We start from the raw sequence: 12524 nt of genomic DNA, 5'->3' as shown, positions 1-12524 counted from the left end.
TTCCCCTGCCCTTAAAGCTGTGCGGTCCAGTCAAAGTCCTGGACATAAAGACCGATCGGGTTGAGGCGGATGATCGCCTCGTCCTGTGGTGCGGTCAGCGCGACCGTGGCGATGCCGCGAAACCGGCGCGTGCCGGTTTCCTTGCCCTTGCGGTCGCGTTCGTATTCGGTCCAGTCGATCTGGTAGGTCTGCTTGGAGAGCGCGACGATGTTGTTGACCTCGACGGCGACAGTCGATGTCTTGGCCTTCTCAAACGGCGAGTTGCCGCGAAACCAGGCATTGATTTTCTGGGTCGATGGATCGGATGTCCGGAGAAGCGCATAGGTCCGGTCGATATATTGCTTCTGCACCACCGCGTCGGGCGTGATCGACTTCAGGCTCGTGATGAAATTGCCCAGTGTCGCGCGCACGACGCGGGAATCGGCATACTCGATCTGCTGCGGGAAGCCGGCCGTTATCGACGTGCCGAGCTTGTCGACTTCGACGATGTAGGGCACGAGCTTGACCTGCGTACTGAGATACATGGCATAGGTGAAGCCGATCACGGCCATCAAAAGTCCAAGAATGCCGACAGTCCGCCATGCCCGCGCGGACTGGACGTAGGATCCATATCGTTCTGTCCATTCCTGCCGCGCGGCAAGGTAAGGGCTATCGGGCGGCCGGTGTGCTGCCATCGCTTTTTGCCTTCCTGTTGATTACTTGTCGTTTCGTTCCGGCGGCGTCTTCGGCCCGCTTTGTCCGGTTCGGCTCTGATCGAGCTTGGCGTTGGCGAGCCCCATGATCGAGCCCGCGTAAGCGCCGGGCGAACCGATCGCCTTCTCCTTGGCGGCTGAGCCAGCTGCTTTTCCGGCTGATCCGAACCCGGCGCCCATGCCTCGCAGCGCGGCGCCCGCGACAGAGGATCCTGCGGCGCGTGCTGATTGAGCCGCTGCGGCGCCAGCTACGACTGCGCCCGCTGCCAGAGATGCTGCGCCAAGCGCAAATGATGCGGCCTGCCCACCATGGCGGATGGCTTCCATGCCGCCAGAGACAGAAGCACCTTGAACGACGCCCTGGATAATCGTTGGCACGTACATGGAGATGATAAACACGACCACCGATACGCCGGCGATCGCCAATGTGGTAATGAACTGATCAGACTCAGCTCTCGGCGCTTGCGCCAGGCCGAGAAGGACCTCCGAGCCGATTTTCGCGATCATGACGAGTGCCATGAGCTTCATGCCGACGCCGAAGGCATAGACCAGATAGCGGACGGCAAAATCCTTCGTAAAGGACGAACCACCCAAGCCGAGCATGATCATGCCGGCCAGCAGACCCACATACATCTCCACCATCACCGCGACGAAGATCGCGGCAACGAGCGAGAAGCAAATCACGACGACGCCCATCGCGAGGACAGCGGCGATCGCAAGCGCATTGTCCTCAAACACGCCGAACTTGGCCTGTTCGGACATCTGCGATGCGACCCGAATACCGGCATCGAACACCTCCGCCGGTGAAGCGGATCCTTCGCCCGCACCGATCTGGTAGAGACTGTTGACTACGTCCCTCGCAAGCGTTGGTCCCTGGGTGAGAACGAACGCGAAAAAGCCGATAAACATGATGCGCCGGACGAGTTCGGCGAACCAGCTTTCGAGGGATGCGGCCTGTATAGCAAGCCAGACCGCGGCGATACCGACCTCGATCCCCGCAAGGATCCAGAACAGTGACCTTGCGGCATCCATGATGGTTATCTCCCATCCCTTAGCGGCAGCTGAAACCTGGTTCTCGAGCTCTGTCAGAACTTGCCCATGCTGTGCAAACGCTGGAGTGGAGAGGGTCAAACAGGCAATGCCTCCGAGTAAGACAGCCTTCTCGAGATTTCGCTTTACCATCTTGGACGCATCTCCTGACCTCTTTCGATCGGAAGCAGTTTCTTGGCTATCCCGAAGAATTTCTCGCGCGTGTCTCGTTGCTCCTCGCTCATCTTTGATGACGCTAGGGTGTTTGCCTGGACGAAATAGAAGGTCGTGGCGGAAGCCGCTGCAGCGAGCATCGCTAGCACTGTAACAATTAGGACCGAGCGGCTCACCAGCGTGGCTCCATCTTCTGTCCGCTTGGGATTGTGAAAACGTCGGCATTGAAGAATTTCTCTCGCCGAGCCTGCGCGAGATCCTTGTCCGTCTGCTCGGTTTGCAGCCAGGTCCCCATCATCGTCATCTGCTGGGAAATCAGGCCACGCAGCTTCTGCATCTGCGAAACCTGCTGGGCTGCGATTTGGTGTCCCACCTGGAGCGCCTTCATCTGGCCGTCGGCTGACTCCGACATGGATCTCAGCGAACTCATTGTGCCTTCTTCCGTGTCAAACTGATCCGCTGTTAGGCTCGCTGCCTTCAGCGTGCTGCCGATCGTGTCCCGGTTCGTATCCGACCAGGATTGGTAGGTGCTAGAGAAGGATTCGGCATTTGGCAGATTGGTTTTCAGGTCCGAATAGCTCTTGAACCGCTGTTGAAGGACATCGTCGGCATTGCCCATCGAAAACGAGATGCTTTGCCCCTGGTCGACAATGCTGCGCAGACGGTTGAGATCGCTTTCGACCTGTCCCCAGATATGATCAGGGAGCTGCGCCGTGTTCTGAAGCATGTTCTCATAGATCTTCAGCTGGTTCTGGATCTGCTCTGCCAATTGCGTGATCTGGGTCAGCTGGTTATCGACCTGCAAACCGGAGCTTTTGAGAAGGTCGATGAGCTGAGCATTGTTGGCAAGCTGCGTCCATTCGGTAGCAGCGCCCGTTGCAGATCCCGCTGGGGCGGACGCAACTGGGTATAGCGCGATTACCGCGGTCATTGTTGCGATGATCCAGTTATTGGACGTTGAGGTGCGACGTGGCATCGTGAACTCCCCTCGATTCAAGCCAATGGGTAGGCCAGTCCTGGCCGTATTCCGCCTTCAGCGCGCGTATCCGCTTCAGGTCTTCCTTTCCAGATGCGCCGACAAAGCTTAGTGCCACCGGCCCAAGCGACATATCGAAGAGCCGCCGTCCGTCTGGCGTGGCGACGTAATATTCGCTCTTCGGGATAGCACCCGAGACGATCTCGATCTGGCGCTCGTTGAAACCGATCCGCTCATAGAATTCGCGGGTGCCCGGTTCTCGCGCGGCACCATTCGGCAAGCAGATCTTGGTCGGGCAGGATTCTTTCAGCACGTCGATGATGCCGGACCGTTCGGCGTCTGAGATCGATTGCGTCGCCAGAACAACAGCGCAATTAGCCTTGCGGAGAACCTTCAGCCACTCCCGGATCTTGTCACGGAACACGGGATGACCGAGCATCAGCCAACCCTCATCCAGAAGTATCAGGCTCGGAGCGCCATCGAGCCGCTTCTCGATCCGGTGGAAGAGATAAGTGAGGACAGGTACGAGATTGCGCTCGCCCATGTTCATGAGCTGCTCGATCTCGAAGCATTGGAAGGCGCGAAGCGTGAGACCATCTTCCTCAGCATCTAGAAGCTGACCCATAAGACCGTCGACAGTGTAGTGGTGCAGCGCATCCTTAATCTCGCGCATCTGCACACCGCTGACGAAGTCCGAAAGCGATTTTCCCGGCGCGGTCGCCATCAGGCTGATCTGGCGTGAGATTGCATTGCGATGGTTTGGCGTGATGGTGACGCCCTGCAGGGCGACGAGCATTTCGATCCACTCGATCGCCCAAGCTCGGTCGCCATCCGTTGAAAGATCAAAGAGCGGGCAGAACGCTAGTGCTCTCCCCTCCCCGTTCTGGTCATTGCCGATGTCGTAGTGGTCGCCGCCGGCAGCAAGCGTCAAGGGAAGGAGCGAGTTGCCCTTGTCGAACGCGAAGATTTGCGCGAACTCGTAACGACGGAATTGCGCGGCGATCAGTGCGAGAAGCGTCGATTTACCCGAGCCCGTCGGCCCAAAGATCAGGGTGTGGCCGACGTCGTCGACATGTAGGTTGAGGCGAAACGGCGTTGAGCCCGAAGCGACCTGCATTAGCGGAGGTGAGTTCGGCGGGTAGAAGGGGCAAGGCGCCGTGGGACTGCCTGACCATACCGAGTTCAGCGGAACGAGGTCCGCCAGATTGCTTGTGTTGATCAGCGGCTCACGGACATTGGCATACCAGTTACCCGGCAGGCTGCCGAGAAACGCATCCGTGGCGTTCAGGCTTTCGATGCGTGCGCCGAACCCCTCCGCCTGGACCAGTCGACGGATGGCTTCCGCCTTGTCCTGTAGGGCGTCGCGGTCTTCATCGAACAAGATCACGACCGGTGTGTAGTAGCCATATGCTACAAGCTGCGACGAGGCTTGAGCGATGGCGTCCTCGGTCTCGGCGACCATAGTCATAGCATCCTGATCGACCGATCTACTCTGCGTCTGGAAAAGCTGGTCGAAAAAAGGGCGAACCTTCTGTTGCCACTTCTTGCGCGTGCGCTCGAGCTTCTGGCGCGCCTCCTCCGCATCGAGGAAGATGAACCGCGACGACCATCGATAGGTCAGTGGCATCAGATCGAGATTGTCGAGAATGCCGGGCCAGCTTTCGGCCGGCAGGCCATCGATGGCAACCACCGCGAGGAACCGGTTCTCGACCTTTGGGGTCAGGCCGTGCTCCACCTCTGCCGTCGCCAGCCAGTCGAGATACATCGGGACATCGGGCAAGCGAACCGGATGGCTCTCCCCCGTGATGCAAAATCGAACGAATTGCAGGAGGTCGTCGTAGCGCGCGACCCGCGCCCCTCCTCTCTCGCAGACCTCTCGGGTCTGCATGCGGGCAATCGAGAGGGTGTTGGCTAGATACTGCTCGATTTCCCGGATCGCGTTGAGGAACACGAACAGGACGGTATCGGCGTAGGATTTCTTCCGGCTCTCTTCGTCCGAATAGATGTACTTGCTGAGCGCCGTCTTCTTCGACTCGAGCGGCCGGTAGGTCAAAATGATCGCATGTTTGCTCTCGAAGTGCCCCTTCTCGCGCTGGAAATGGGTCCGGCGCTCGGCATCGATGGCGCGGGTGACGGGATCTGGAAAATGGCACTGGGCCGGCGGCGGATAATCAACCGTCGGCACCCGGACCGCTTCGACTTGGATCATCCAGCCTGTTCCCAGACGCGACAAAATCGCATTGATCTGCCGGGATAGCTCGTTGCGCTCGTGGTCGGTTGCGCTTTCGGAGTCCGGGCCTGCGAAGTACCATCCCGCCATAAGGCTTCCGTCCTTCAAGAGGAGCACGCCGTTGTCGATCAACCCGGCGTAAGGAACGAGATCAGCGAACGAGGGACCGGTCGCGCGGAAACGTGTGAGGGCAGCCATCGGGACACCTCTAGTACTTGCGCCACGGTGAAGCCGTTGGCCGGTAGCGCGGCTTGTAGGAAATGTGACGAGCATAGACCTGTCGCATCAACGGATCGGATTTGGCCATCATGCGGAGTAAACCGACGATGACGATCCAGACGGCCACACCGAAGAGCGCCGAGTAGACGGTCAGCACGACGAAAATCAAAATCACGGCTGCAAGCCCGGTGATCAACACCAATTCGCGGTCGGCGCCCATCAGCAGGTTTGGACGCGACAGCGCGCGATGAATGCGATTGCGTTGGAGGCTCACAACTTCCCCTCCCCCGCTCCGTCCGAAACGACCTGCGTGACCCGCTCTTTTGGTACGCCGATCGACGCACCTGTGGCGCCAAAGAGGCCGACGATCGTCGTCGCACCCAGCAGAATGCCGGCGACCAGGACGACATAGACCAGCCTGCGAGCAAAATCGTTGAGCTCGCCCCCGAAGATCAGCATCCCGCCGGCAATCGCGACGGCTGCCAATGCGATATAGCCGGCGACCGGACCAGTGATTGACTCCTGAATCTGTTGAAGCGGCCCTTCCCATGGAAGACTTCCTCCGGAACTGGCAAAGGCGGGGGAAGTAGCGGAGGCAATAGACAAGGCCATGGCGGCAAGCGTCAGGAGTGATCTCTTATGCGGCATCTAAGCTCTCCTCTGCATAGGGTTCCGTCTGATACTGGCCATCGGCAAATCGGGTTATGTGGAGAATTTCGCTCACGCGCCTTACTTTGGCGGCTCGCTCAATCGATATGACCAAATCGACCGCGTCTCCGATAACGGCCTGCATCGGCTGGTGACTGGCCTCGGCAGTCAGCTGCTCAAGGCGCTGAAGCGCGGAGCGTGCGCTGTTTGAGTGTATCGTTGCGACACCTCCCGGATGCCCTGTATTCCAGGCCTTCAGCATGGTCAGCGCTGCGCCATCACGGACCTCGCCAACGATGATCCGATCTGGGCGCAGGCGCATTGTGCTCTTCAGGAGACGTGACATGTCGACCGCGTCACTGGTGTGCAGGCTGACAGCATTGTCCGCAGCGCATTGGATCTCCGCGGTATCTTCAAGGATGACCAAGCGGTCGTCTGGTGCTTGGTCCACGACTTCCGCGATGATCGCATTGGCAAGTGTCGTTTTGCCCGAGCCGGTCCCCCCCGACACAAGTATGTTCAGTCGAGATGTCACGGCGTGCCGAATAATTCTTGCCTGCGCAGACGTCATCACTTGGCTTGCTACATAAGCATCGAGCCTGATGAGCTGGGACGCGCGTCGTCGGATCGTGAAGGTCGGAGCAGAAACGACAGGGGGCAGCAGGCCTTCAAAGCGGTGTCCACCTATTGGCAGTTCGCCCGATACAATCGGACGCGCGTCATCGACTTCGGATCCGAGCAGATGCGCAATGCTGCCGATAACCGTTTCCGCGGCCTCTACGGTGATTTTGCCCGCTTGAAATATGCCGGATCCAAGACGCTCAATGAAGAGTCTACCATCGGGATTTGCCATTACCTCTACGACGCAGGGATCGCTCAATGCGTCGCACACCTGGCTACCGAGAGCGTCTTCCAATTTCCGGATGAGGCGCGGCAGTGAGGAAGCACGCGTCATTGCTGCGGCTCACTTGAAGAATAGGTCGTGCCTTTCGCGCGCCTGCTGCTCAAACCGATGTCCGTCATATGTCTTGCAAAGCTCCTCTCATGTGTTTGGAGAAGGTTGCGATATGGTGGGTCGATCAATCCAGTGGCAAAAGTGTCAGTCAGCAGCGTCGCTACGACGTTTGGGAATTGTTGGTCGCGCGCCTATTCCTGAGGAAATTGAATGTATTGACCCTGACCGGGCCGTAAGCTCAAGACTGGGCCGTGCCGATTTCCTGTCGTCGCGCAAGGATACGGCACCTACGATCATGACCGCCTGCGAGTAAGGAGCGCCTATTGCTGCTTTTGATATTGGGCGAATCGTTTTCCAGCCTCTCGCCGAACGCTGGCGCTACAGACTGGCGTGAAATGGCGGCTTGCAGCGCAAATCACTAGCAAATGTGCTAGTAGCGGTTGCGTTACAAATTCTGGTTTAAGTGGACCTAAGTCGTTGAATCGGAACGACAATACTCGATTACAGCCACTCGCGTTATACTAGTGGATTAAGGTTTCGTTAACTCTATAACGCTGGACGACAACGCAGAATCGTGATGTATCTTTGGCGGGCTGAAGTCGGCAAACCGGCAATTGCCCGCCAAGAGGAAATTATGGCGATAGCGGAACGAGCAGAGATGACAGGTGGACAGAAGGAAGATGCCGGCAGCAAGATCGCGCGGCACGCAAGCCTTTTGTCACAGCAATTGCAGGAACTCCGCACGCGTATGTATCCTCCGAAGTCGGAGAAGAGCCTGCGTCCATTCCTCACAAATGAAGTTTCCAAGCTCACCTCCATACCTGATTCCACTCTCAAACTCATGTCGAGTGAGGGTCGCGGGCCTTTGCCGGGCCGCCTTGAAAACAACCACCGCGTTTACTCGCTTTCGCAGATCAATGAGCTTCGGGAGTTTTTTGCAGGCCAGAAGCCGTCTGAAGCGCTCCGCTTCTCGCCGAGGAGGCGCCCGGGCGAGCATCTCCAGGTTATCGCCATCGCAAACTTCAAAGGCGGTAGTGCGAAGACCACGACCTGTGTCCATCTAGCGCACTATCTTGCTCTGCAAGGATATCGCGTGCTTGCACTCGATCTCGATCCGCAGGCATCCCTCTCGTCTCTGTTTGGCGCGCAGCCGGAGTTTGACGTCGGTGCAAACGAGACCATCTACGCCGCGCTACGTTACGACGATGCGGAGCGGCGGCCGATCCGCGATATCATTCGCAAAACCTATTTCGATGGCATCGACCTGGTCCCAGGCAACCTCGAGGTTATGGAATATGAACACGAAACTCCGCGGGTTCTGGCGCAAAAATCTGGGTCTGGCGCGATCTTCTTCGAGCGTCTGAAGCTTGCCCTCGCCGAGGTCGATGAGGATTATGATGTCGTCATTCTGGATACTCCGCCGTCTCTCGGCTTCCTCACGTTGAGCGCGATTTATGCTGCCACCAGCATGATTATTACCGTTCATCCGGCGATGCTCGACGTGGCATCCATGAGCCAGTTCCTTTTGATGATGGGCGACTTGATCAGTGTCTTGAATGAGAGTGGCGCCGAGCTCGACCAGGATTTCATTCGCTACCTAGTCACTCGCCACGATCCCAATGATGCGCCGCAGTCGCAGGTCGTTGCTATGATGCGTCACCTCTTTGGATCAGACGTGCTTCTCCCGACTCTGATCGAAAGCACTGCTGTAGAGGCAGCAGGACTCGCGAAACGCTCTATTTATGAGCTTGAGATGGGGCAGATCGGCCGTGATACGCATAAACGCGCTCGTGAGGCCGTGGATGCCGTCAATGAAGCGATCGTGAAACTTATCAACAATAGCTGGGGGCGCACATGACCTCTAAGTCGTCGCGTAAATCTATCGTTGCGAACTTTGGTTTATTGTCGGCTGAGTTGGAAAATCGGCTCTCGACGAACGGAAGTGAGACGCAGCAGTCGCCAGCCGCACCGGCGCCCGCTCGCGTCGGTGCCGGCGTTATCGGCGCGGCCCACAGGGCAATTGATGACATCAAATCCGAGCGCGACCGCCTGAAGGCGTTACTGGAATCGGGTGGCGGCGCCATTCGTAATATCGATCCTTCGATGATCGATCCATCGCCTTTTCCCGATCGTCTACCCGATGACGAGGCGTCAGATTTCGAAACGTTTCGCAACTCGGTCAAATCTGAGGGACAGAAGGTCCCAATTCAGGTTCGCCGGTCGCCGTCGTCACCAGACCGATATCAGGTTATTTATGGCCATCGCCGTCTACGCGCAGCCAAGGAACTCGGAATTCCGGTCAAGGCGATCGAAGTCGAAATCTCCGATGTCGAGCTGGTCATATCTCAGGGCATCGAGAACGCCGATAGACAGGATCTGACCTGGATTGAGCGTGCGTTGTTTGCTTCTCGCATGGACGACGCAAACGTCAGGCCGCGCGATATCAAGGCGGCGCTATCCATTGATGATCCTGAACTTGCGAGAATGCGCGCCGTTTATCGCACGGTTCCGCTGGACATTATCGAAGCCATCGGTCGAGCTCCGAAGGTTGGACGACCAAGGTGGGCTGAGTTTGCCAAAGTCTTTTCTGAGCAAGCCGGGCTGCATGATCAACTGCGCTCAGCACTTTCTGAAGCAATGGCTAAGCGCCAGGCTTCTGACCAGAAGTTCCTAGCGGCCTTCAACGCTCTACGCTCCTCGCAACCGGCTACAAGCAACGGCAACACGATTTCAAGCGCTGCTGGGCAAGAGCTCGGTAGGTTCGTGCGTACCAAAAAAGATATGCGTATCTCTGCCAGCACCGCGGCCGGCGCAGAATTCCTCTCGTTTATCGAAGCGACGCTACCGGAACTGGCAGAACGCTTTGAGCGCGAGCGATCGAAAGATTAATCTGGTTGCCAGGCAACCAAGAAACTGACTTCAAAGGAAGGAAAACGCGCAAAAGAAAAAGGCCCCCGAAACGTTGCCGTCATGGAAGCCCTTCTCGATGTGTGACAACGAGAGAATCGCATTTCCCTGAATCCCAGTCAAGAGTATTCGGCACCGATTTGGTGAGCATTTTTCTTTTGCCTTTTTGATGGGGCGAAGACATGGAAGACGGACAGGTATCGACGCCTTTTGGGCGGCGGCCGGTAACGCTTGCGCTTGTCAAGCGGCAAATAGCCACGACGAAAATCAAGCAGGGTAAAACAGCCGACAAATGGAAGGTCTTCCGAGACGCGTCGGAAGCGCGTGAAACGCTCGGGCTACAGGATCGCAGCCTCGCGGTCCTTGACGCGTTGCTCAGTTTCTACCCGGAAAACGAATTGCGCCAGGACGCCCAACTTGTGGTTTTCCCATCGAACATTCAATTGTCCATTCGTGCCCATGGCATTGCAGGTGCAACGCTGCGCCGGCATCTGGCTCTCCTTGTCGAAACGGGCCTGATCATTCGTAAGGACAGCGCAAACGGTAAGCGATACGCGCGCAAGGACGAAGATGGTTCGATAGAGCACGCCTATGGCTTCGATATTTCACCGCTTTTGACACGCTCAGAAGAACTCGCTTTGCTCGCTCAACAGGTAGCGGCGGAGCGGTTGGCGTTTCGTCGAGAAAAAGAGGCGCTGACAATCTGCCGGCGCGACATCCGTAAGCTGATAACAGCGGCGTTTGACGAAGGTTCTCCCGGTGACTGGGTTCAGATGGAAGAGCGCTATCTCGACCTAGTGAGACGGATTCCGCGCAACCCTACGCTCCACGACCTGAGGAATATCGCCGCTGAGATGAGTGTTTTGCGCCAGGACGTACTCAAGCTCCTGAATTTCGAAGATATTTCTGCAAATATGAGCACCAATGATGCTCATAATGAGCGTCACATACAGAATTCAAATACCAAACCCCTTAATGAACTTGAACCTAGCTCTGAAAAAGAGCAGGGAGCGAAGCCGAGCGAGAAGAAGCGGGCCGAGAGTGTGCCGATCAGGGCGTTCCCTATCGGTCTTGTACTTCGGGCTTGCCCTGAAATTTCGAACTACGGTCCCGATGGCAGGATCAGTAACTGGCGCGAACTCATGACGGCCGCGGTCGTGGTGCGATCGATGTTGGGTGTCAGCCCGTCCGCGTACCAGGAGGCATGTGAGGCGATGGGGCCGGAAAATGCGGCGGTCACAATCGCCTCTATCCTCGAGCGCGGCGGCCACATCAATTCGCCTGGCGGATATTTGCGAGATCTCACCAATAGGGCAAAGCGTGGCGAGTTTTCGCTAGGGCCCGTGCTCATGGCGCTGTTGCGTGCGGCAGGTCATTCGGAGAAGGCAACGGGATGAGAAAGATCGCTCGTTGGTAGTTTAGATGCTGTGGCGCTGCGCTTCACGTTGATCGCAGCCGGTGTAGTTACCACTGGAAGGGACCGGCTGATGCACTGTCGTCACAGCTCAATTCGAAACAATTGCCTGAAGCACCGGGGTAGCTGTTTAACATTGACGCTAGTTGCGTGCCCAATAACACTCACGCCATCACACTGACGAACAAATTCATTGCTGAACTGGTGCTTAACGCTAACAGGCTTGGCCTTTTAGATGCGTATCAAAAGCGGCGGATGCTTGAGCGGGCAGTCTCCACAATCCGCGACCTACGCCAAACAATCGGCATGCCGTCGGGTCCGGGTCGCGACCGCGTTCTCGACATTCACACCATGGCGCTATCAATCGAACGTGGTTGGCACAGCGATGATGAAATCAGAGACGCGTTTCTCCAAGCCGCCGGTATGATCCGAGACCTTCATATCATTCTCTCGAGCAAAACCGAGATCAGCTTCGGTGGGTCTGCTAGGTGACGGGCCCCCCGGCACTGTGGGAGGTGTTTTCCCGTTGAGCGAAGTGACAGGAATTGGTGGTTGCGAGAGCCGCAGCATGTACTGTTACCTATTTGGGCGAAACATCCTGCTCCAGTTTTTGGATATGCTCGTCACACACAACCTCTACCAGTTCCAAGAGATGTGCGGTCCGCTCACCCAGCCAGACAAGCGCCTCTTCGCTAATCTCAAAATGTTTGGAATAGCGAGCCTTCACATAGGCTTCGTTGATCGTGTTGAACCAGGCTCTCTGCCGGTGATGATCGCGTGGAAAAGCTTCCACCAGGCGCAGATCCTGCTCCTCGGCAAGAGAGCGAAGGAATTTCACGTTGTGAGAGGCAGGCCCGTAGTTCGTGAGCGTCAACAAAACGCTTGAATAGGCTTGCTCCAGCGTCTGATGAAGAAGGAATGCCGCCCAACCCGCCATTACATCACTCGGCGCTTTTGAGGCGTCTCGATAAAAGTGGGAGCCCTTGAGTGTAGCCTCCGCTTCCGCGTATCGGTGTTCAAAATGCTCGCGTGCCACACTCAACCGTTCCTCTGCCGTTAACAGCTTCGGCTCAGCCAACGGCTCGTCATCAAGCTCGTAGAGAACGATCCCTTCCTTTCGGATATCCGAGAAGAAGTAGTGGCCTTTCTTGAGCTCCGTGTTCACCTCTCGCAGTGAGTGGACGATGAACTGCGTCGGCGTTTCGATGAAGCTGTCCCGAATAATCCGGTCGGCTGCCTTGTACCAATAGGTGGCGTGATCCGTGAGCTTGCGATTGTTC

The 12524-nt window shown here is 57.1% G+C and carries 12 protein-coding genes; 3 read left to right on the top strand and 9 right to left on the bottom strand.

Annotated features, from left to right (window positions below):
* Positions 1 to 11: 11 nt before the first annotated feature.
* From ASF69_RS21610 to trbB, 8 genes are read right to left on the bottom strand one after another with little or no spacing between them, the layout of a single operon-like run.
* The gene (locus tag ASF69_RS21610) at positions 12 to 674 is read right to left on the bottom strand and encodes a conjugal transfer protein TrbF (protein ID WP_062590548.1); all 663 of its coding nucleotides are present in this window, start codon (positions 672 to 674) and stop codon (positions 12 to 14) included.
* A 21-nt stretch (positions 675 to 695) separates the two neighbouring features.
* A complete protein-coding gene (trbL, locus tag ASF69_RS21605) occupies positions 696 to 1874 on the bottom strand; it encodes a P-type conjugative transfer protein TrbL (protein WP_062590546.1) in 1179 nt (392 codons plus the stop codon).
* A complete protein-coding gene (trbK, locus tag ASF69_RS21600; protein WP_244475571.1) occupies positions 1868 to 2035 on the bottom strand; it encodes an entry exclusion protein TrbK in 168 nt (55 codons plus the stop codon). Before trbK ends, trbL begins: the two co-directional genes overlap by 7 nt.
* Before the next feature lie 32 nt (positions 2036 to 2067).
* The gene (trbJ, locus tag ASF69_RS21595; protein WP_244475554.1) at positions 2068 to 2826 is read right to left on the bottom strand and encodes a P-type conjugative transfer protein TrbJ; all 759 of its coding nucleotides are present in this window, start codon (positions 2824 to 2826) and stop codon (positions 2068 to 2070) included.
* Positions 2827 to 2842: 16 nt separating this feature from the next.
* Positions 2843 to 5299, bottom strand: a complete 2457-nt coding sequence (locus tag ASF69_RS21590; protein WP_062590540.1) for a conjugal transfer protein TrbE — start codon at positions 5297 to 5299, stop codon at positions 2843 to 2845.
* 10 nt (positions 5300 to 5309) lie between these two features.
* On the bottom strand, positions 5310 to 5594 hold the full coding sequence (locus ASF69_RS21585) for a conjugal transfer protein TrbD (RefSeq protein WP_062590539.1): 285 nt from the start codon (positions 5592 to 5594) through the stop codon (positions 5310 to 5312).
* Positions 5591 to 5968, bottom strand: coding sequence for a TrbC/VirB2 family protein (locus ASF69_RS21580; RefSeq protein WP_062590537.1), 378 nt, complete (start codon positions 5966 to 5968; stop codon positions 5591 to 5593). Before ASF69_RS21580 ends, ASF69_RS21585 begins: the two co-directional genes overlap by 4 nt.
* Positions 5958 to 6923, bottom strand: a complete 966-nt coding sequence (trbB, locus tag ASF69_RS21575) for a P-type conjugative transfer ATPase TrbB (RefSeq protein ID WP_062590534.1) — start codon at positions 6921 to 6923, stop codon at positions 5958 to 5960. The genes ASF69_RS21580 and trbB overlap by 11 nt, the downstream gene beginning before the upstream one ends.
* Positions 6924 to 7557: 634 nt before the next feature.
* Between trbB and repA the strand changes: the two genes are divergently transcribed.
* From repA to repC, 3 genes are all read left to right on the top strand, one after another.
* Positions 7558 to 8781, top strand: coding sequence for a plasmid partitioning protein RepA (repA, locus tag ASF69_RS21570; RefSeq protein WP_062590841.1), 1224 nt, complete (start codon positions 7558 to 7560; stop codon positions 8779 to 8781).
* A complete protein-coding gene (gene repB, locus ASF69_RS21565; RefSeq protein ID WP_062590533.1) occupies positions 8778 to 9812 on the top strand; it encodes a plasmid partitioning protein RepB in 1035 nt (344 codons plus the stop codon). Before repA ends, repB begins: the two co-directional genes overlap by 4 nt.
* Before the next feature lie 200 nt (positions 9813 to 10012).
* On the top strand, positions 10013 to 11227 hold the full coding sequence (gene repC / locus ASF69_RS21560; protein WP_062590531.1) for a plasmid replication protein RepC: 1215 nt from the start codon (positions 10013 to 10015) through the stop codon (positions 11225 to 11227).
* Positions 11228 to 11824: 597 nt separating this feature from the next.
* On the opposite strand, the gene ASF69_RS21550 is transcribed toward repC, so the two are convergent.
* Positions 11825 to 12524: HEPN domain-containing protein (locus ASF69_RS21550; protein ID WP_244475553.1), on the bottom strand; the 700-nt coding region annotated here is incomplete at its 5' end.

It is taken from the genome of Rhizobium sp. Leaf311 (assembly GCF_001423445.1).
Taxonomy (GTDB): domain Bacteria; phylum Pseudomonadota; class Alphaproteobacteria; order Rhizobiales; family Rhizobiaceae; genus Agrobacterium.
Note: the sequence above shows the minus strand (reverse complement) of the source record. Positions and strands in the feature narration are given on the sequence as shown.